The following is a 20,773-nucleotide window of genomic DNA, read 5'->3' on the forward strand; positions in this document are numbered from 1 at the left end:
TTCAACGCCCTCCGCTGGAGGGCGTCGTTAGTTTTTTTTACGTCGTTGATGTTGGTTAAATAAGCTACTGATAAATAAAAAACACAATGCGCCAAGCGCGCACCAAAACACCGCACTAAACAGCCATGCCAGTTCTTGCCACAGCGAACGCGTGGGCATAAAGACGAACCGCATCAGCAACAGGCAACATGGTGCCGCCAACATTGCACCAAGAAGGGGTCTGAGCACCTCCCGACGGTGGGAGAAAAAGCTTGCCGCTGCACCTGGCAATATAAAAAACAACAACCCGACTTCAGGATGTCCAGCCGCTTTAAATGCCCCTTTCACGTTTAGCGTTAATGAAAGACACACCACAATAAAAAGCACAAAGCAGCAGATCGCACCCGCCCAACCTTGCTTATGTTTCAACCGTTCCTCCTGACTTTTTCTCTATCGAACACTCTTTTCGCCCAAAGGCGTCCAGTCAGATAAAGTTACTCGGCATTCCATGCCAAAAACACACCCACACGATTCTTATAGCCGTTGATACGTAATGAGATTAAACTAGCCACATATATTGTTATGCTGCTTTTATTTGGGGCTGTATACGAAGCTGTCGCCCCTTAATTTCTGGCAAAAACATTAGCGTAAATTGCCATTTCTTTCAATAGCTTACTAGTAAACAAGAAGTTAGCCTCCGTGAATATAAACGTCGCAGATTTGTTAAATGGGAATTACATCCTGTTATTATTTGTGGTCCTGGCGCTGGGCCTGTGTCTGGGTAAATTACGTCTGGGCTCAGTCCAACTCGGTAATTCCATTGGCGTTTTGGTAGTCTCCCTATTATTAGGGCAGCAGCACTTTAGTATTAACACTGATGCATTAAATCTCGGCTTTATGCTGTTTATTTTTTGTGTCGGAGTGGAAGCGGGTCCCAACTTTTTTTCCATTTTTTTTCGCGATGGTAAAAATTACCTAATGCTTGCTCTGGTAATGGTCGGTAGTGCAATGCTGATCGCCCTGGGGCTGGGTCGGCTATTTGGCTGGGACATCGGCCTGACAGCCGGTATGCTGGCTGGCTCAATGACCTCTACACCTGTGCTGGTAGGCGCAGGTGACACATTGCGGCATTCAGGAATGGCAGGTACGCAGCTTTCAAGTGCCCTTGATAATCTGAGCCTGGGTTACGCCCTCACCTATCTTATTGGACTGGTCAGCCTGATCGTCGGCGCACGCTACCTGCCGAAACTGCAACATCAGGATCTGCAAACCAGCGCACAACAAATCGCACGTGAACGCGGTCTGGACACTGACGCCAACCGTAAGGTGTATCTGCCCGTGATTCGGGCCTATCGTGTCGGTCCGGAGCTGGTCGCATGGGCTGACGGTAAAAATCTCCGTGAGCTGGGCATCTATCGCCAGACTGGTTGTTATATTGAACGCATCCGTCGCAACGGCATTTTGGCGAATCCTGATGGTGACGCAGTGCTACAAATGGGTGATGAGATTGCCCTGGTGGGTTACCCGGATGCGCATGCCCGTCTCGACCCAAGTTTTCGTAATGGCAAAGAGGTGTTCGATCGCGATCTGCTCGATATGCGTATCGTCACCGAAGAGATTGTTGTCAAAAACCACAATGCCGTCGGCCGTCGTCTGGCACAGTTGAAACTAACCGATCACGGTTGCTTCCTTAACCGCGTGATCCGCAGCCAGATTGAGATGCCAATCGATGACAACGTTGTACTCAATAAAGGCGACGTATTGCAGGTCAGCGGTGATGCCCGTCGTGTCAAAACCATTGCTGATCGTATCGGCTTTATTTCAATCCATAGTCAGGTGACCGATCTCCTTGCCTTCTGCGCTTTCTTTATCATCGGTCTGATGATTGGGATGATCACCTTCCAGTTCAGTAATTTCAGCTTCGGCATTGGGAATGCAGCCGGATTACTGTTCGCCGGGATCATGCTTGGCTTCTTGCGCGCCAACCATCCTACGTTTGGCTATATTCCGCAGGGTGCGCTGAATATGGTGAAAGAGTTTGGCCTGATGGTATTTATGGCAGGCGTCGGTTTAAGCGCTGGCAGCGGTATTGGCAACGGCCTCGGTGCCGTGGGTGGTCAAATGCTGATTGCCGGTTTGATTGTCAGTCTGGTTCCGGTGGTTATCTGCTTCTTGTTTGGTGCTTACGTATTGCGTATGAACCGCGCCCTGTTGTTTGGGGCCATGATGGGAGCGCGTACCTGTGCTCCGGCAATGGAAATCATTAGCGACACGGCGCGCAGTAACATTCCGGCCTTAGGTTATGCGGGCACTTATGCAATTGCTAACGTCCTGCTGACGCTGGCAGGGACACTTATTGTCATTGTCTGGCCAGGCCTCGGTTAAGACTGATAATTATCCTTAAGTGAAAATTTTTTGCAGGTAAGCAGAACTTTTCTTCAAGGTGTCAGTCATAACTATTGCCACTGCTTTTCTTTGATGTCCCCAATTTGTGGAGCCCATCAACCCCGCCGTTTTGGTTCAAGGTTGATGGGTTTTTTGTTGCCTGAAATTCAGCTCCCGCCCCTCAAATACCACAATCCCCCCATAATCCGCGCAATTTGCAGCATGCCGTTTATGGCACATACTTTTGATTGATGCTTTCTGGCGATGGAGATTCATAATGTTGCTTTCAGGCAAAAACGTAGTGATCTTCGGCGGAAGTGGCGCGATCGGTAGTACGGTTGCACGCACTATGGCGCGTGAAGGGGCGAATGTGTTCCTTGGTGCACGTAGCAAGGGAAAGCTAGACTGCGCTGCCGACAGCATCCGCATGGCCGGTGGCACGGCTGAAATCTTCATCGTCGATGTACTTGACGAACAGTCCACAACTCAACATATTGCGCAACTGGCTCAGCAAGCCGGTGGTATTGACGTGGTGGTAAACGCAACTGGCTTTATGCACGAACAGGGCAAAAGAATAGAAGCGTTATCTCTGGCTGAGTTTATGAGTGGCATCACCCCTTTTCTCTCCGCACAATTCAATATATCAAAGGCCGTCACTCCGTATATGGGCGGTGAACGTGCAGGCAGTATTATCACCATCGTAGCTCCTGCGGCACCGATGGCAATGCCAGGACATCTGGGCCACATCGTTGGCTGCGCGGGAACCGAAGCCTTTATTAAAGCGCTCGCCAGTGAACTCGGCCCACAGAATATTCGAGTCCTCGGCGTGCGATCGCATGCAATTGTGGATGCGATACAGGCCGGCTCTTACACAGAGGAAATATTCACCACAAAAGCTCAGTCAATGGGGTTAACCGTGGAACAATGGCTGGGTGGCGCCGCACAAAGCACTATGCTCAAACGTCTGCCCACTCTGTTACAAATCGCCGAAGTTATAACATTTCTGGCATCAGATCATGCCAGTGCAATGACTGCTACGGTGGTGAATGTAACAAGTGGCGCCACCGTCAGCTAATGTAGCTCTTCCCCCTCACACCGTATGTTGCTCCGTTATCCTGTGCACTGCCGGGCGTGAACAGAGCGCAATACCGAAGACGATAACCAGCGCACTGACCAGATGATACGAATGTAGCGTCACATGCAAAAATACCACGCTAAATAATCCTCCACTCAAAGGGATCAGGTGTGAGTATATTTCTCCACGCGTGGCCCCGATGGCGCTAATGCCTTTGTTCCAGAGTAAATACGACAGCCAGGACGGAAAAATAATAAGGTACATGACCCCGGAAATAACTGCAGAATTCACATAACCACTCCAGTCCGGAACACCATCACGCATCAGTTCTATAGCTAGCACCGGAAGAAGAACAATTGCGCCTATCAGTGCACTCACAGCGACGAATGCATTTCCCTTAACCTCACGAGGTTTAATTCGCAGAAAAGCACAGTAGACAGCCCAACTAAGCGCTGAGCCCATAGTCCATATATCGCCCTGGTTCAGATGACTAAACACCTCCGGATGCATCAGATTACCCTGCAATATTAGCCAGATAACGCCAACAGTACTGAGTATCACACCAGCAATATTACGCAAAGAGATCCTCTCCTTGAAAAAGAGTTTATTGATTAGCAGGACTATTGCTGGTGTGGTCGACATATAAATCGCCGCATTCAGAGATGTCGTATATTGTAGGCCGATGTACAAGGTCAACGGAAAAAGGACCTGACCACATAACGCGAGGAAAACGATAGTACTCATGTTTTTTTTCATCGCCGGCCACTGCTCTGTAACCTGGCGAAAATAAAGCGTCATCAATAATAGTGCGGTAGCTATCCAGCGCACCGCAGATAAAACAACAGGATTAACGTCAGCGACCAGTATGTGGCCGATTACATAATTCCCGCCCCAAAAACAGGCTGCCAGACTGAGTAAAATATAGGGCATAAATAAGCCTTTTTGTTACATTCACGGTATAACAACAAGGCTACGGCGGTGTCCGAATGAATGCTAATATAACGTTTTCATCCATGTGCATAGATTAAAACTATGAAATTCACGCTAAGGCAACTTGAGTTTTACATCGCGCTCGCCGAAACATTACAAATTTCCAAAGCAGCAGCACGTTGTCATATCTCTCAATCATCGATGACCATCGCCATGCGGAACCTGGAAGAAGCATTAGACGCACAATTATTTGTACGATATCCCAAAGGTGTGAAGCTAACCGCTGAGGGTGAGCGCTTTCTGGCTCATGCCTGTAACATCATCAACAGTAGCCGGGCCGCCGTTGACGCCCTGCATGACAGGAGTGATCTCCTCTGCGGTACGGTGCGTATTGGGGTTGCCGAAACGCTCTCCGCCTATCTTATCCCGGATATACTTGATGACATTGAACGCCGTTTTCCGCTGCTGGAGATCATTTTTCATGAAGATACAGCGCCAGAGTTAGTTCAGGCGCTGCGACAAAAGAACGTTGATTTTTGCCTGCTACTGACTTCGAATATCAGCCACGACGCTGACCTGAAAATCGAAACCTTCATTCGCTCACAACGACGCCTGTGGAGCTCAATCGGGCACCCGTTGCAAAGCCAGCCAGCAATCCGTCTGAAAGATGTCGTGAAGCTACCGTTTTTACTGCTGGAAACCGACAAGTATCCCGACGTCATCACAGACTACTGGCAACAGCGTGGCTACGCGCCTGACATCTGTTTTCGCAGTAATTCTTTTGAGGCGATACGCAGCCTGGTCGCCAAAGGCAGAGGAATAACTATTTTGTCAGATCTGGTATATCGCCCCTGGTCGCTGGACGGATTACGCGTCATGCGCAGAACGATTGATGATTTTATTACGTATATGGATGTCGGGACCGTGACAAATGCGAATCAACCGCTGACAACAGAAACCCGGAGAGTCATCGACTTTTTACGTCAGGCGATTACCCGCCTCGACAGTTCGTTTTAAGAAAATCACGCCTGCGGCAGCCCTGCAATACGTTCAACCATAACCAGAATATCTTCTCGACACAGTGGCGTTTTATCCGTCACAAAGTGCAGAGTCATCCCTTCAATAAACGCATCCAGAGCCCGAGCCGTGGCCGGATCGAACCACTGCTCTAACGTTTGCTGACTGCGCAGCATCCAGTTTTGCATCACCATTTTCAGTGCTGGTTTTCGGCTGGCAAAAGCATAAAGCTGGTACATTAGCTCCATATTGTCCGGCGTGGTGACCTGTGAACTGTAGATCATACTGGTAATGGCATGACAGGCCTGCGACGCATTTGAAACGTCATCAAAGAATGCCTGATATTGCTGCGACATGGTTTCAGTGAAACGACCAAATGCCGCCATTAAAAGCTCATCCATTCCCGAAAAGTAATAAGTCATAGAACCCAAGGGTACCTGAGCAATTATTGCGATTTTGCGGTGTGTAACCGCATGAATACCATGGGTTATTATCGCTTCCAGAGTAGCCTGAACTATTTTTTCCCGCCGTTGCGGATCGTTCGCGCGTCGCACTGTATTTCCTCTGAGTACATTTATGTACAAATGTACACAACCTTGCTAATGTTGTCTTCTTTCCTCTTCTCTTTGGCTCGAATTCATGACAGGCATCTCATCACGCAAAGCCCTAAGACGCCGTACCAGGGCGCTATTCACATTCTTCTTTTTACCAGGATTATTAATGGCTTCCTGGGCAACGCGTACCCCAGCCATCAGAGATATCCTCTCCATTTCCACTGCGGAAATGGGCGCAGTATTGTTTGGACTCTCTATTGGTTCGATGAGTGGCATTCTATGTTCGGCCTGGCTGGTGAAACGATTTGGCACACGAAAGGTGATTCGCACCACCATGTCTTGCGCAGTCACAGGAATGATGGTCCTCAGCCTGGCGCTATGGTTGCACTCACCATGGTTTTTTGCATTTGGTTTGGCCGTATTTGGTGCCAGCTTTGGTGCCGCAGAAGTTGCCATTAACGTTGAAGGCGCGGCAGTTGAGCGCGAAATGAACAAAACCGTTCTGCCGATGATGCATGGTTTTTACAGCCTGGGAACTCTTGCCGGTGCCGGCGTCGGGATGATTCTTACCGCCCTTAGCATACCGGCGACTGTACATATTCTGCTGGCGGCGGTAGTCACGATTACCCCAATATTCATCGCCATAAAAGCCATTCCTGACGGCACGGGCAAAAATGCTACCGACGGATCTCATTCGAGCGAAAAGGGGCTACCTTTTTACCGTGATATCCAGTTGTTGCTCATCGGCGTAGTGGTTCTGGCAATGGCTTTTGCCGAGGGTTCCGCCAACGACTGGCTTCCGCTATTGATGGTGGACGGACATGGCTTTAGCCCGACATCCGGTTCATTGATTTATGCCGGTTTTACGCTGGGAATGACCGTCGGACGGTTCACTGGCGGCTGGTTTATCGACCGTTACAGCCGCGTCGCTGTCGTGCGTGCCAGCGCGCTAATGGGGGCGCTTGGGATTAGCCTGATTATTTTTGTTGATAGCTCGTGGTTAGCGGGCGTTTCCGTCATCCTGTGGGGACTTGGCGCATCGCTTGGCTTCCCACTGACTATTTCGGCGGCCAGTGATACCGGTCCCGATGCCCCAACCCGCGTGAGCGTGGTTGCGACTACCGGCTACCTGGCCTTCCTGGTTGGACCGCCGCTGTTGGGCTATCTGGGTGAACACTACGGATTACGCAGCGCAATGTTAGTCGTGCTGGCACTGGTGCTGGTAGCGGCTATCGTGGCGAAAGCTGTCGCCAAACCAGATTCAAAAACTCAAACTGCGATGGAGAACGGCTAATGGGTATCAAGTTAATTGCGGTAGATATGGACGGTACTTTTTTAAGTGACCAAAAGACCTACAACCGTGAGCGGTTCATGGCGCAGTATCATCAGATGAAAAAACAAGGGATCCGCTTTGTTGTCGCCAGCGGTAACCAGTATTACCAGTTAATCTCCTTTTTCCCCGAACTGGCTCACGAAATCTCATTTGTGGCGGAAAACGGCGGCTGGGTGGTCAGCGAAGAGGAAGATGTATTTAACGGTGAGCTGGCAAAGGATGATTTTGATGTCGTCGTGGAACATTTATTGACGCGAACGGACATCGACATTATTGCCTGCGGGAAAAGCAGCGCCTACACACTGAAGCAATACAGTGATGAACTAAAATCGGTCGCGGCTATGTACTATCATCGTCTTGAATTTGTAGATAACTTTGACAACATCAACGACGTATTCTTCAAATTCGGGTTGAATATCTCAGACGATCGTATCCCCCAGGTTCAGGCGGACCTCCATAACGCAATTGGCGATATTATGGTTCCGGTTCATACGGGCTACGGCAGCATTGATTTAATTATTCCAGGAGTGCATAAGGCAAACGGTCTGCGTCTGCTACAAAAACGCTGGAATATTACCGACGATGAAGTCGTGGTATTTGGCGATGGTGGAAATGATATTGAGATGCTGCGCCAGGCGGGCTTTAGTTTTGCGATGGCAAACGCCAAAGACACGGTGGTCGCGGCGGCAAAATATCGCGCGGGTTCAAATAACGAAGAAGGCGTGCTGGATATTATCGATCGTGTGCTCAAAAACGAAGCGCCGTTTACACAATAATCTCTTAGCACGGACGGCAACAAAACGTTGGGATGATCTCTTCATAATCCGCATCAAATTAACCCGCTGGATAATTACCTCCAGTGAACATTTCAGGTGAACTGATGATGAAGAAAAGTGTACTGATGGCAGCATTGTTGCTGGGGGTTGCGGGAACGACAATGGCGCAGAACGTAACCGTTGATGTGCCAGACGGGTATAAAGTGGTGGTGGTCCCTTCTTCCGTGAGTGTTCCACAGGCGGTAAGCGTCACGACCGCACCGCAAACGGTCTATGTTGCACCGGCCCCCGCACCTGCTCCCGTTTATCGTGCGCATCCTTATGCACGTCATGTTGCCAGCGTTGGCGAAGGGATGATTATCGAACATCAAATCGACGACCATCACTAACGCTTTGAATGCCTGATAGCGAACAACTATCAGGCATTGAAATCCTATCCTTCCCGGGAATCTCCGACCCGTTTATCCTTCAGGAAGATAAACATCAGGACCAGCCAAATTATACCGCTTGCCAGATTAAACAGGCTAAATAAGCCGTTTCCACCGATCAGATACGCATGTTTGCTCAACTCAATACCGACGGTAAAAATCAGCATCTGTAGCATGCCCATTGCGGCTGAAACAGTCCCTTTGCTCATTTCGCTGGCAAACAGTGTCAGGCGCACCAGACCTGCATTCGCCACACCTATACCAAAAGCATAAATACTCAAACCTGCCGTCATCCACAGATAAGCATGGGAAGAAACCACCGTGGCTGCCGCAGCGATAATCAACCCCACAGCAACTGGCCAACCGCCCAGAATAATCAGCGATCGCACTGTGCGCCGCGAAGTCAGACGAGCCAGCACCAGATTCCCGGCAATCAGCGCACCAAAAATTGGCACCTGTAACAGACCATATTCATAGCTGCTGAGATGTTCACCACTAATAATGATAATCGGGGACTGCGCAATCCAGGCCAGTAACGGCAGGCTGACAAAGCCCAGCGCCAGTGCTCCGGCGACAAAACGCACGTTTTTAAGCACCAGTTTGTAATCTTTGCCAAGCTCTTTAATGGATAGCTTTTCACCCAGCCGGGTTGCCGTTTCAGGCATCGCGCGCTGTAAGCCAAAAAAGGCGATGGCCGCCAGTGCCGCAAACAGAACAAACATCCCTTCCCACGGAAGAACATGCACCCAGGCGGCTCCGACTAACGGCCCCAACAAAGGTGCAATCAGCGCCACATTCGCCATGAGTGCGGTAATTTTAATACAGACCGCCTCTTCAAAGGATTCCTGAATTGCGGCATAGCCCACCGCGCCAATAAAGCACAGGCTGATCCCTTGCAAAAAACGCAGGAAGGTAAATTGCTCAATATTCTGCGCAAACAGCGTCGCCAGGCAGGTAATAATGAACCAGACAACACCGGTTAACATCACCGGGCGACGGCCTATGCGATCCGACAGCGGCCCAAGCAGCCATTGCAAAAACATGCCACCAGCCAGATAAGCAGTCATGGAAGTTGGAACCCAATCTAATCCAGCCTGATATTGCTCCACTACTGCCAACATTCCGGGCTGGATCATATCGTTACCGATATAAGTAGAGAATTCGTAAAGCACCAGACAGAGAGGGAAAAGTAATGCCTGACGCCCCAAACGGGCGCCTGAAGATAAACGGTTCTGCATGCAGTCTCTTAACAAATGAAAAAACGCGCAAAGTGTAATAAATGCGCCGAACTGGTGATAGTGAATTATGTGAATTGAAAGCAAAATGCGCACATTTTTACACTCGTTTTCACAATATCCTCCCGCGTTAAGGTTAATTTAAGTTGAAGTCGTTATCATGGTGATTAAATCTCAATAGCTGTATTAAAACTCTTCATTTAACAGATAAATAAGACAAAACCACTTTTTCTCAGGTGGCCGCGATTTTATGATCTGTCTGATACGGATATGAGGCGCATTGCTCGCCCTTTTTTTAAACACTGTACTGAGTCTGGATGTTATGCTGGAAAATCTGAATAACTCGCTTTTTTACCTGATCAACGCCACGCCAGACTCTGCGCAGTGGGCGATCTCGCTTGCCATTTTTATCGCCAAAGATCTGATCAATATCGTACCGATATTAGCCGTTGTACTCTGGCTTTGGGGCCCGCGTAGCCGTGTTATCATTCAGCGTCAGTTGGTTATAAAAATGGCGATCGCGCTGATCGTCGGTTTAACCATTTCGTGGCTGATGGGCCATCTGTTCCCACACGATCGTCCGTTCGTTAACCATATCGGTTACAACTTCCTGCACCATGCGCCTGATGACTCTTTCCCAAGCGATCACGGTACGGTCATTTTTACCTTTGCGCTGGCGTTTTTGTTCTGGCATCGCCTCTGGTCTGGCGCACTGTTGATGGTCATCGCTGTCGCAATTGCCTGGTCGCGGGTTTACCTCGGCGTACACTGGCCGCTGGATATGCTGGGCGGATTGCTGGCAGGCCTGATCGGCTGCTTGAGTGCACAGATGATCTGGCAACGATTTGGCGCCCCTCTGTATAACGGTTTGCAAGCGTGCTATCGCACCTGCTTCGCCCTGCCCATCCGTAAGGGCTGGGTGCGTGACTAACCCTTGGTAAAAAGAGTAGTATTAAGCGCGCGATACTGATCGCATACTCTACTCATCAGGGGAAATATGGAAACACGACGCGACGAGCGTATTGGTCAATTGCTGCAGGCACTGAAACGCAGCGATAAATTACACCTTAAAGAAGCCGCGACGCTGTTGGGCGTATCTGAGATGACCATCCGTCGCGATCTGAACAATAACAATGCCCCTGTGGTATTGCTTGGGGGTTATATTGTTCTGGAACCCCGCAGCGCCAGCCACTACCTAATCAGCGACCAAAAATCCCGCCTGGTGGATGAAAAACGGCGCGCCGCGCAGCAGGCTGCAAGCCTCGTTCAGGCGCATCAGACAATTTTTTTTGACTGCGGTACAACTACGCCGTGGATCATCGAAGCGATAGATAATGAACTGCCCTTCACAGCTATCTGTTACTCGCTGAATACGTTTCTGGCACTACAGGAAAAACCACAGTGTCGCGTCATCCTGTGTGGGGGTGAATTCCATGCCAGCAATGCGATTTTCAAACCACTCGATTTCCAGGAAACACTGAATAACCTGTGCCCGGATATTGCCTTTTACTCCGCCGCTGGCGTTCATATTGACAAGGGCGCGACCTGTTTTAACCTGGAAGAGTTACCGGTTAAACATTGGGCGATGTCGATGGCGCAATATCACGTTCTGGTGGTAGATCACAGTAAATTTGGCAAGGTGCGTCCCGCACGGATGGGAGAATTAAAACGCTTTAATACCATCATCAGTGATAACCGTCCTGACGATGAATTTGTTAATTACGCTAAAGCACAGCATATTAAGCTGATGTATTGATGGGGTTTGCCGGACAGCGATAACGCCATCCGGCAATGACTGAAATTAAGAGAACCAGCCACCAAACCACTGGTGGAACTTCATCATCACAAAGTCCCACATCCGGCTAAAGAATCCGCCCTCTTCAACCGCTTCCATCACCATCAACGGACGCTGTTCAATAGATTTCCCGTTAAGCTGGAAGTCGATAGTTCCGACAACCTGGCCTTTCTTCAACGGAGCGGTTAATTGCGGTTCAGTCAGAGTAAAGCTGGCCTTCAGGTTTTTAAGCTGACCACGTGGGATAGTCACAGATCCGCCTTCTCCAGCCCCCAGATTGACTTCACTCTTATCACCAAACCAGACGCGCTGGGTCACGAAAGTTGCATCCGGCTTGATCGGTGTAACGGTTTCAAAGAAACGAAAGCCCCACGTGAGCAGTTTTTCTGACTCATTGAAACGAATACGATCGGTTTTCGCCCCTAACACCACGGAGATCAGGCGCATATCACCTTGCGTCGCGGAGGCCACCAGGTTATATCCCGCACCTGTAGTGGTACCCGTTTTCATACCATCAACATTCAGGTTGGTGCTCCACAACAGGCGGTTGCGGTTCGGTTGACGAATTTTATTGAAGGTAAACTCTTTCTCTTTATGGATGGCGTACTCTTCTGGCACATCGTGGATTAACGCTTTGCCCAGCAACGCCATATCACGCGCGGTACTGAACTGCCCTGGCGCATCCAGACCATGTACCGTCTGGAAAGTGGTGTTGGTCAGTCCCAGTTTTTGCGCGTAACCGTTCATCAAACCAATAAAGGATTCCTGACTACCGGCCACGTAATCTGCCAGAGCGATACAGGCATCATTACCGGACTGGATGATAATGCCTTTATTCAGATCGGACACCGCTACCTGATCGCCGGGCTTCAGGAACATCACCGAAGATCCACGCAGGGCCGGGTTGCCCGTCGCCCAGGCATCTTTCCCCACGGTCACCATGTCAGTCAGGTTAATTTTCCCCGCCTTCAGCGCCTGACCAACCACATAGCTGGTCATAATTTTAGTCAGACTGGCTGGGTCCAGTTTCTCGTCAGCATTGCCTTCCGCCAGAACCTTGCCGCTGGCGTAATCCATTAAGATCCACGCCCGCGCATCCACGCTCGGCGGGGCCGTTGGTTGCTCCACCGCCTGTGCGGTTGGTGCAAAAAGGAATAAGAGTGCTGAACCTGCAGCCAGGCTGCGAAGGGAAGAGAAGTATTGCGTCATAAATGCCACCCGAGTATCCATTCCAAAAAACCACGTCATAACACACCGTGTTTACACAAACTGCATCGGCCCAACCAACGCAGAAGAGGCCTGATGGATGACGTGTAAAATAAGTGCGGTGAGTAATAACGCACTAACGAGCTTAAAGAAACCGTAAGTTGGTAAAGTTTTTAAAGTTTATGCAATAACATTGCGCTGCGCTGCCCCCATCACGATTTTTTTACACCTTGTTGCGTAAATATTAGGTTTACCCAACCATGTGAACCTGTCAGATGCCGAATGCAGACATAAAACTGCTCAATTAATTTACGGAGTTACTATGATTACACTGTGGGGTCGAAATAACTCGACCAACGTAAAGAAAGTGTTGTGGACGCTCGAAGAACTGGAACTACCGTATACCCAAATCCTGGCGGGCGGGCAGCATGGCATTAACCACGATGCGGACTATCTGGCAATGAATCCCAACGGCCTGGTTCCGCTACTGCGCGATGATGAAACCGACGTATTACTGTGGGAATCCAACACCATTGTCCGCTATCTGGCTGCCCAGTACGGGCAAAAGCGTTTGTGGATTGATGCTCCGGCAAAGCGCGCTGAAGGCGAAAAATGGATGGACTGGGCTAACCAGACGTTGAGTCCTGCACACCGGGTGATTTTATTCGGTCTGGTCAGAACACCGGCTGAACAACGTGACCAGGCAGCCATCGACGCAGGGGCGAAGGTTTGCGATAACCTGTTTAGCATTCTTGACGACGCGCTGGCAAACCAACCATGGTTCTCCGGGGCTGAATTTGGTACCGGCGATATTGCCGTAGCACCGTTCATCTATAACCTGTTTAACGTCGGCCTGAGCTGGACCCACCGACCTCATCTTGAACGCTGGTATCAGCAGCTCACCGAGCGTCCGGCATTCCAGAAAGTGGTCATGATCCCAGTCAGCTAATAGCGTCAATGATGCAATGTTCAGGGACTCACCTTAAGTAATTGCCCGTCGGACTCGTCGGTTAACACATATAAATAACCGTCTGGTCCGACACGCACATCACGGATCCGTTGCCCCCTTTCCCGCAAAATGCGTCCGTCCTCCGTCACGTTATTCCCATTGACGCTTAACACGATCACGTCCTGTTCTTTCAACGCGCCAATAAACAGTTTCTGCTGCCACTGCGGGAAGGTATCGCGGTTATAAAAAGCCATTCCGCTGACTGCGGGAGATTTTTCCCAGTAAAAGACGGGTTGTTCAGTACCGTCGACTATTTCGCCCTGTGATTCCGGAATTTTAAAACCACTGTAGTTAACACCCCAGGTCGCTATCGGCCAGCCATAGTTTTTACCTTTTTCGGGGACATTAATTTCATCGCCTCCGCGTGGACCATGCTCATTTAACCACAACACCTCACTCCAGGGATTCATCGCCATGCCCTGCGGATTACGAATGCCGTACGACCAAATTTCAGGACGAGCACCAGCCTGATTCACAAAGGGATTGTCTGACGGAATTTTGCCCTGCTCGGTCAGACGCACAACCTTGCCTTGCAACTTATCCAGATCCTGAGCGGTAGAACGCTGATTATTCTCTCCCAGTCCAATAAACAGATAACCTTTGCCATCAAACACCATGCGTCCGCCAAAATGGTTTCCGGTTGAGAGTTTAGGCATTTGGCGAAAAATCGCCTTGAATCCCTCCAGATGCTTGAGGTCATCACTCAGTCGTCCGTAGCCTACGGCTGTCCCTGCTTTCCCTTCATGGTTGGCTTCAGCATAACTGAGCCAAACCCGCCGGGAGTGTTCAAAATCCGGCGCTAACACCACGTCGAGTAATCCTCCCTGGCCATTTACCCAAACCTTTGGCACACCGGTCAGCGGATCTGAAAGCCCCTTACCGGGTTGCCAGAGTCGAAGTTGTCCTCCCCGAAGCGTAATGAGTATGCCGCGATTATCAGGTAAAAAAGCAAGTGACCAGGGATGGTCAAGTTTGGTTTGCAACACTTCAACCTTCACAGCAGACAGTTCAGCACCGGCAAAAGGGGAAAGTAACGCAAACGAGGCAACACAGAGAAAGAGTCGACGCATAACACCTCCTTAATGGCTCTGCATAAAGCGTAGCCAGCAGGAGGAGATATCCTGCTACTTTTACATAATATTAACGAAAAGGGGGAGCGTTCTCCCCCTGGTTCAGACGTGTTCCAATGTTGAGTAGCTCTGCAAGCTTTGGATACTCAGCGTCAGCGTTGTCAGGCAGTTTTCAAGTTTCTCTGCGTTAACAGCAATAAAATTTGGACAGTCATGATGTCCACTCATAAGACAAACAGCGGCGGCGGCTAACGCCCCTTCAGCACGATGAAGGGCATTCCACTCTTCCTGATCAAGATGCATACCGTGGAGCTGTGATTGATCGTGTAGTTCGCGATTCAGTGCAAAAAAACCATCACGCAGACGATCGTTCTCGCTGACTGACATGTAGCCTTTCGCCTTCCTCAACAACAGATAAGCGGCGAGGTCGATGCGGGCGTTTATCAACTTGTTGAGAAGATCGGTTCTCAGTCTGTCAACAACCATACTTTGTTCCTCCTCTTTCCAACCATAGTGCAACTTAATAGTATGGTTGTTTTTTGAACAAATTGATGCTCTATATCAATAAACCCTAATTGATTAACATAATTTACAATGTTACAACCTGTAGCAGCGGACAGAGTCGTTGTGCTCACGGAGAGACAACCTCCCTCAGATCTCTGACTTACCGGTCATTTTTTGCTATACCTGTGGGATTACTGCGCGACGCTTAGCATGAGGGGACTATGTCAAAAGCAAATGATGCAGAAAAAATACGCACGCTATCAAAGATAGACCTCAATCTGCTGACGATTTTCTGTTTGATCTATAGCGTAGGCAGTATCAGCAGGGTCGCTGACATGCTGAATATTTCGCCCTCTGCCGTCAGCCAATCATTAAGGAAGCTACGCGAATTAATGGGGGATAACTTATTTGTCCGCAGCGGCAATGCTCTGTTGCCGACAGTCTATTCCGACGAGCTTTATGACAATACGATCCCAATTATCGATAAACTCTCACTGCTGATGCCACATTCGTCCCCGGCAACAAAAAAAAGACTCACTCTGTACACTGAATCTTTTATTTCTCCGATCGTTATTCCCGATGTCACAGCCAAAATAATCAACACTGACGCTGATATTAGCCTCCTGCATCTTACCGCCGATTTAAATGAGCAAAGCATTATTGAGTTGTTAAACATGCGGCAGGCGGATGTTGTTTTTTCAACCTTTTCGGTTGAATCAGGGGGGATCTCCTGCCAAAAAATATGTGATATGCGCCTGGTGCTGGCCGCTTCACAGAATAATACGTTGTATGAGAATTCGATTAGTGAAGAAATGTTCCGACGCGCAAATCTCGTCGGCTATAACACAAAAAATGAAAAGATTATTTACCACAGAAGCATCGTTGATAAGAAATTCAGAACTGGAGAGCGCTGCCTGCTAACCTCTTCTTTTACAGCAATACTCACCATTGTATCTAATACACAATGTGTAGGCGTGATCCCGGAAAAAGTATTTAACACTCACGCAAAACTTTACGGGTTAAAAAAAATAAATACACCATTCCCGTTACCGCAATTTAGTATTTATGCTTCATCGCGTAAAGAAACCAGTACCCATAAGATACTGGCTCCCATTCTGGCTGAATTACAAGCGCCTCCCGGTCCTGAAAACCTGGAAGGGCACCTGTAGTCATTAAAGGTTAAACGTGTATTTTGGTAATACGCCAGATGTTATCAGCATATTCCTGTACCGTTCTGTCTGAAGAAAAGTAACCCATATTGGCAATATTATGCAGCGTTTTTGTCGTCCATTCACGAGGATTACAATACAAATCGTCCACCGCATCCTGGCAATCTACATAGCTACGATAATCCGCTAAAACCTGATAATGGTCGCCAAAGTTAATCAACGAATCCAGTATATTCTGATATCGCCCTGGTTCCTGTGGACTGAACATGCCAGTACCTATTTGAGTCAGTACCTGGTGCAGCTCAATATCGTTCTCAAAAATAGCTCTGGGGCTATAACCGCTTTGTCGTAAGGCTTCTACTTCTTGTGCCGTATTCCCAAAGATAAAGATGTTATCTTCGCCGACATACTCCCGCATCTCAATGTTCGCCCCGTCCAGCGTACCGATTGTTAACGCGCCATTAAGCCCAAACTTCATGTTACTGGTCCCGGAAGCCTCAGTACCGGCCAACGAAATCTGTTCAGACAGATCTGCGGCCGGAATGATCAATTGCGCCAGACTGACGCTGTAATCCGGTATAAACACCACTTTCAACCTGCCACCAATTTGCGGATCGTTATTGACCCGCTGCGCCACATCGTTAATTAAGCGAATAATTTGTTTCGCCATGTAGTACGACGAAGCGGCTTTTCCCGCAAAAATATTCACACGAGGTACCCAATTGGCATCCGGCGCAGCTTTAATGCGGTTATAACGGGTGATGATGTGGAGCACATTCAGTAATTGCCGCTTGTACTCGTGGATACGCTTTACTTGCACGTCAAACAAAGCATCAGGATTCACTACCACACCAAATTGTGTGGCAATGTAGTGTGCCAACCGCTGTTTATTTTCCCGCTTCGCCCGATGCACCGCCTCATTCACGGACGGATAATCGATGTACTGCTTCAATTCGCCAAGCTGAATAAGTTTGGTACGCCAGGTATGACCAATATGCTCATCCAGCACGCTGGCAAGTGGAGGATTCGCCAGGGCCAGCCAACGCCTGGCCGTAACACCATTAGTCACATTAGTAAAACGCATAGGGAAAATACGTGCGAAATCAGCAAACAAGGATTCCGTCATCAGTTTTGAATGCAATGCCGACACGCCATTGACTTTATGGCTGACAACAACGGCCAGCCAGGCCATACGCACCACGCGACCATTAGATTCATCAATCAGCGATACACGTTTTAGTAACTCACTATTATCGTGATATTTATCGCTCACCGATTTCAGGAACCGCTCGTTAATTTCAAAAATAATCTGTAAATGACGAGGCAGGAGTCTGCTCAGCATCTCCACCGGCCATGTCTCCAGCGCTTCGCTCATCAGGGTATGATTGGTATAGGAAAAGATCTGACAGGTCACATCAAACGCATCTTCCCAGCAAAACTGATGCTGATCGATCAATAAACGCATCAGTTCAGGGATCGCCAGTACCGGATGAGTATCATTAAGATGGATTGCGATTTTATCTGCCAGATTATGGTAGGTTTTGTGCAACTGATAATGACGACTCAGAATATCCTGAACTGTTGCGGACGCCAGGAAATAAGCCTGTCGTAAGCGTAATTCACGGCCAGCATCGGTAGAGTCGTCCGGGTATAGCACCCGCGAGATCCTCTCAAAGTGGTATTTGTTTTCCACTTCAATAGAAAAATCATCATTCAGATTCAGTTTGCCAGAATTAACCTCGCTGTTAACCTGCACATTCCACAAGCGTAATGTATTGGTGGTGTCTGTCGCGTAGCCGGGCACAATTTGATCGTGCGCCACAGCCAGAATATCCTCGGTTTCAATCCACCGGGTTTTATTCCCTTCCTGCTGAATGCGACCACCGAAACGCACTTTATAATGCGTATTATGTCGTTTGAATTCCCACGGATTCCCGTATTCCAGCCAATAGTCCAGAGACTCTTTTTGTACTCCATTTACGATATTTTGTTTGAACATACCGTAATTATAACGAATACCATATCCGCATCCCGGCAGCCCAAGCGTCGCCAGCGAATCGAGGAAACAGGCAGCCAGACGTCCGAGACCGCCATTACCTAACCCAGGGTCATTTTCTTCATCGATCAGTTCTTCCAGATCCAGCCCCATAGCTTCAAGCGCGCAGTTCACTTCATCGTACAGACCTAAAGAAAGCAACGCGTTGGAAAGAGTGCGTCCAATCAGAAATTCCATCGATAAATAGTAAACCTGGCGGGCATCCTGAGAAAACTGGGCCCGGTTAGAGCGGTGCCAGCGTTCGACCATTCGATCGCGCACGGCGTATAACGTTGCATTTAGCCACTCCCGTTTTGTCGCGATTGCGGGATCCTTACCAATCGTAAATAAGAGTTTATTCGCAATATCATCTCTAAGTTTATCAACATCAGAATCTGCAGCGACCGGAAGTGGCGAAATATACATATCAACATTACCTTTCAGAATATTGTAGGATGAGACATCGACAGGCGAATTATTTAAAGCTCAGGTTTTCGAGTTTTACTTTTTTGCAGGATAACTTCGTGGCGAGTAATAAAACTTAATTCTGCCATTAAAATACGCCAGGTTAGACCTGTCGCGAGAGAGATATAATATAAACTCACGCCATTAGCATAAAGTGTTTTAGCCATTTCAAGTTTGGCCTGCAAAACAATATCTTTCAAATTTAACCTCATTGATAACGCTCGACGGAATAAAATTTACGCCAATGCGTTTCTATAGCCAAGAAGTAGCACTTAAAGCCGGAATTAGACTCTCTAAACACCTTTCACCAGCAGATATTCTATTAATTCCCCTTTATTCTGTTCGTCTTCTCGCTATCAGATATAGATGTAGCGTGAAGGCATCTGTATAATCCCCCGATTACGAGCAATGTACAGTATAAGAAAATGGCAAAAATTGGTTTTATATCACTAGGTTGTCCGAAAAACCTCGTCGATTCCGAACGCATCCTGACTGAACTTCGTACTGAAGGTTATGATGTTGTACCGAGCTACGACGACGCGGATATGGTTATCGTTAACACCTGCGGCTTTATCGACAGTGCGGTACAAGAGTCACTGGAAGTGATTGGCGAAGCGCTGAACGAAAACGGCAAGGTGATTGTCACCGGCTGTCTGGGCGCGAAAGTCGATCAGATCCGTGAAGTTCACCCGAAGGTGCTGGAAATCACCGGGCCACATAGCTACGAACAGGTTCTTGAGCATGTTCACCACTATGTGCCAAAGCCGAAGCATAACCCCTTCCAGAGCCTGGTACCTGAGCAGGGCGTCAAACTGACTCCGCGTCACTACGCCTATCTGAAAATATCTGAAGGCTGTAACCACCGCTGCACATTCTGCATTATTCCATCTATGCGTGGTGATCTGGTGAGCCGTCCGATCGGCGACGTACTCAGCGAAGCTAAACGCCTGGTTGATGCTGGTGTGAAAGAGATCCTGGTAATCTCCCAGGATACTTCTGCTTACGGCGTGGATGTGAAGCATCGCACTGGTTTTCATAACGGCGAACCAGTAAAAACCAGCATGGTTGACCTGTGTGAGCAACTGTCAAAACTGGGTATCTGGACCCGTTTGCATTATGTCTACCCGTACCCGCACGTTGACGACGTAATTCCACTGATGGCGGAAGGTAAAATCCTGCCGTATCTGGACATCCCACTGCAGCATGCCAGCCCGCGTATTCTCAAGCTGATGAAGCGACCTGGCTCTGTGGACAGACAATTAGCGCGTATTAAACAATGGCGTGAAATCTGCCCTGAGCTGACTCTGCGATCGACATTCATCGTCGGCTTCCCGGGTGAAACAGAAGAAGACTTCCAGATGCTGCTCGACTTCCTGAAAGAAGCGCGCCTGGATCGCGTTGGTTGCTTTAAGTACAGCCCGGTTGAGGGTGCTGGCGCAAATGATCTGCCGGATCAAATCCCGGAAGAGGTGAAGGAAGAGCGCTGGAACCGCTTTATGCAACTTCAGCAGCAGATCTCTGCTGAACGTTTGCAGGAAAAAGTAGGTCGCGAAATTATGGTCATCGTTGATGAAGTTGACGAAGAAGGCGCCATTGGCCGTAGCATGGCAGACGCACCTGAAATCGACGGCGCGGTGTACATGAATGGGGAAACCAACGTGAAACCAGGCGATATCATCCGCGTGAAAGTTGAAAACGCAGACGAATACGATCTGTGGGGCTCCCGCGTCTAAACACACGTAACAGAACCGTAGGCCGGATAAGCCATTTATGCTGACATCTGGCAATGCCTGATAGCGATGCTAAAG

At 48.9% G+C, this 20,773-nt stretch carries 20 protein-coding genes; 11 read left to right on the forward strand and 9 right to left on the reverse strand.

Annotated elements, in window-relative coordinates; translation table 11 throughout:
• Positions 1-27 precede the first annotated feature (27 nt).
• Positions 28-408, reverse strand: a complete 381-nt coding sequence (locus OH663_RS17115; RefSeq protein WP_045441229.1) for an inner membrane protein YbjM — start codon at positions 406-408, stop codon at positions 28-30.
• 270 nt (positions 409-678) lie between these two features.
• On the opposite strand from OH663_RS17115, the gene OH663_RS17120 reads away from it, so the two are divergent.
• Entirely contained in the window at positions 679-2,364 is a 1,686-nt protein-coding gene (locus OH663_RS17120) for an aspartate:alanine antiporter (RefSeq protein WP_045441228.1), read from the forward strand.
• 277 nt (positions 2,365-2,641) lie between these two features.
• Entirely contained in the window at positions 2,642-3,439 is a 798-nt protein-coding gene (locus tag OH663_RS17125; RefSeq protein WP_045441227.1) for an SDR family NAD(P)-dependent oxidoreductase, read from the forward strand.
• A 15-nt stretch (positions 3,440-3,454) separates the two neighbouring features.
• Here the strand turns inward: OH663_RS17125 and OH663_RS17130 are convergent, their stop codons facing one another.
• Complete coding sequence (locus OH663_RS17130; protein ID WP_048221776.1) at positions 3,455-4,369, reverse strand: DMT family transporter; 915 nt, start codon at positions 4,367-4,369, stop codon at positions 3,455-3,457.
• Positions 4,370-4,471: 102 nt separating this feature from the next.
• Here OH663_RS17130 and OH663_RS17135 point away from each other — a divergent pair, with 102 nt between their 5' ends.
• Entirely contained in the window at positions 4,472-5,386 is a 915-nt protein-coding gene (locus OH663_RS17135; RefSeq protein WP_045441225.1) for a LysR family transcriptional regulator, read from the forward strand.
• 5 nt (positions 5,387-5,391) lie between these two features.
• Here the strand turns inward: OH663_RS17135 and OH663_RS17140 are convergent, their stop codons facing one another.
• Entirely contained in the window at positions 5,392-5,940 is a 549-nt protein-coding gene (locus tag OH663_RS17140; protein WP_200010702.1) for a TetR/AcrR family transcriptional regulator, read from the reverse strand.
• Positions 5,941-6,025: 85 nt separating this feature from the next.
• Here OH663_RS17140 and OH663_RS17145 point away from each other — a divergent pair, with 85 nt between their 5' ends.
• The 3 genes from OH663_RS17145 to OH663_RS17155 all read left to right on the forward strand — a co-directional run bounded on the left by OH663_RS17145 (position 6,026) and on the right by OH663_RS17155 (position 8,438).
• Entirely contained in the window at positions 6,026-7,234 is a 1,209-nt protein-coding gene (locus OH663_RS17145; protein WP_263525783.1) for an MFS transporter, read from the forward strand.
• A complete protein-coding gene (locus OH663_RS17150) occupies positions 7,234-8,049 on the forward strand; it encodes a Cof-type HAD-IIB family hydrolase (protein ID WP_045441222.1) in 816 nt (271 codons plus the stop codon). The genes OH663_RS17145 and OH663_RS17150 overlap by 1 nt, the downstream gene beginning before the upstream one ends.
• Before the next feature lie 107 nt (positions 8,050-8,156).
• Positions 8,157-8,438 carry a hypothetical protein gene (locus OH663_RS17155; RefSeq protein WP_413814565.1) on the forward strand — a complete coding sequence of 94 codons (282 nt, stop codon included), beginning with the start codon at positions 8,157-8,159 and terminating at the stop codon, positions 8,436-8,438.
• Positions 8,439-8,482: 44 nt separating this feature from the next.
• On the opposite strand, the gene OH663_RS17160 is transcribed toward OH663_RS17155, so the two are convergent.
• On the reverse strand, positions 8,483-9,715 hold the full coding sequence (locus OH663_RS17160) for an MFS transporter (protein WP_048221778.1): 1,233 nt from the start codon (positions 9,713-9,715) through the stop codon (positions 8,483-8,485).
• Positions 9,716-10,034: 319 nt separating this feature from the next.
• Between OH663_RS17160 and ybjG the strand changes: the two genes are divergently transcribed.
• Together ybjG and deoR are read left to right on the forward strand one after the other, a co-directional pair.
• Complete coding sequence (gene ybjG, locus OH663_RS17165) at positions 10,035-10,643, forward strand: undecaprenyl-diphosphate phosphatase (protein ID WP_200010699.1); 609 nt, start codon at positions 10,035-10,037, stop codon at positions 10,641-10,643.
• A gap of 66 nt (positions 10,644-10,709) precedes the next feature.
• Positions 10,710-11,468: a DNA-binding transcriptional repressor DeoR gene (gene deoR / locus OH663_RS17170; protein WP_045441219.1), complete on the forward strand. Its 759-nt coding sequence runs from the start codon at positions 10,710-10,712 to the stop codon at positions 11,466-11,468.
• A 45-nt stretch (positions 11,469-11,513) separates the two neighbouring features.
• On the opposite strand, the gene dacC is transcribed toward deoR, so the two are convergent.
• On the reverse strand, positions 11,514-12,716 hold the full coding sequence (gene dacC / locus OH663_RS17175; protein WP_048222747.1) for a serine-type D-Ala-D-Ala carboxypeptidase: 1,203 nt from the start codon (positions 12,714-12,716) through the stop codon (positions 11,514-11,516).
• 319 nt (positions 12,717-13,035) lie between these two features.
• On the opposite strand from dacC, the gene OH663_RS17180 reads away from it, so the two are divergent.
• Positions 13,036-13,662: a glutathione S-transferase family protein gene (locus OH663_RS17180; RefSeq protein ID WP_045441218.1), complete on the forward strand. Its 627-nt coding sequence runs from the start codon at positions 13,036-13,038 to the stop codon at positions 13,660-13,662.
• Between the two features lie 20 nt (positions 13,663-13,682).
• On the opposite strand, the gene OH663_RS17185 is transcribed toward OH663_RS17180, so the two are convergent.
• Positions 13,683-14,792: a PQQ-dependent sugar dehydrogenase gene (locus tag OH663_RS17185; protein WP_200010697.1), complete on the reverse strand. Its 1,110-nt coding sequence runs from the start codon at positions 14,790-14,792 to the stop codon at positions 13,683-13,685.
• A 102-nt stretch (positions 14,793-14,894) separates the two neighbouring features.
• Positions 14,895-15,278: a biofilm formation regulator BssR gene (bssR, locus tag OH663_RS17190; RefSeq protein ID WP_045441216.1), complete on the reverse strand. Its 384-nt coding sequence runs from the start codon at positions 15,276-15,278 to the stop codon at positions 14,895-14,897.
• Between the two features lie 239 nt (positions 15,279-15,517).
• Here bssR and OH663_RS17195 point away from each other — a divergent pair, with 239 nt between their 5' ends.
• Entirely contained in the window at positions 15,518-16,465 is a 948-nt protein-coding gene (locus OH663_RS17195; RefSeq protein WP_045441215.1) for a LysR family transcriptional regulator, read from the forward strand.
• 10 nt (positions 16,466-16,475) lie between these two features.
• Here OH663_RS17195 and glgP read toward each other — a convergent pair whose 3' ends face one another.
• Positions 16,476-18,926: a glycogen phosphorylase gene (glgP, locus tag OH663_RS17200; protein WP_200010692.1), complete on the reverse strand. Its 2,451-nt coding sequence runs from the start codon at positions 18,924-18,926 to the stop codon at positions 16,476-16,478.
• Positions 18,927-18,979: 53 nt separating this feature from the next.
• Positions 18,980-19,165, reverse strand: coding sequence for a glycine cleavage system protein T (locus OH663_RS17205; RefSeq protein ID WP_231593081.1), 186 nt, complete (start codon positions 19,163-19,165; stop codon positions 18,980-18,982).
• Positions 19,166-19,390: 225 nt separating this feature from the next.
• Between OH663_RS17205 and rimO the strand changes: the two genes are divergently transcribed.
• Entirely contained in the window at positions 19,391-20,698 is a 1,308-nt protein-coding gene (gene rimO / locus OH663_RS17210) for a 30S ribosomal protein S12 methylthiotransferase RimO (protein ID WP_045441212.1), read from the forward strand.
• The last annotated feature ends 75 nt before the right edge of the window (positions 20,699-20,773 follow it).

It is taken from the genome of Citrobacter sp. Marseille-Q5395, assembly GCF_947057495.1.
GTDB lineage: Bacteria > Pseudomonadota > Gammaproteobacteria > Enterobacterales > Enterobacteriaceae > Citrobacter > Citrobacter murliniae.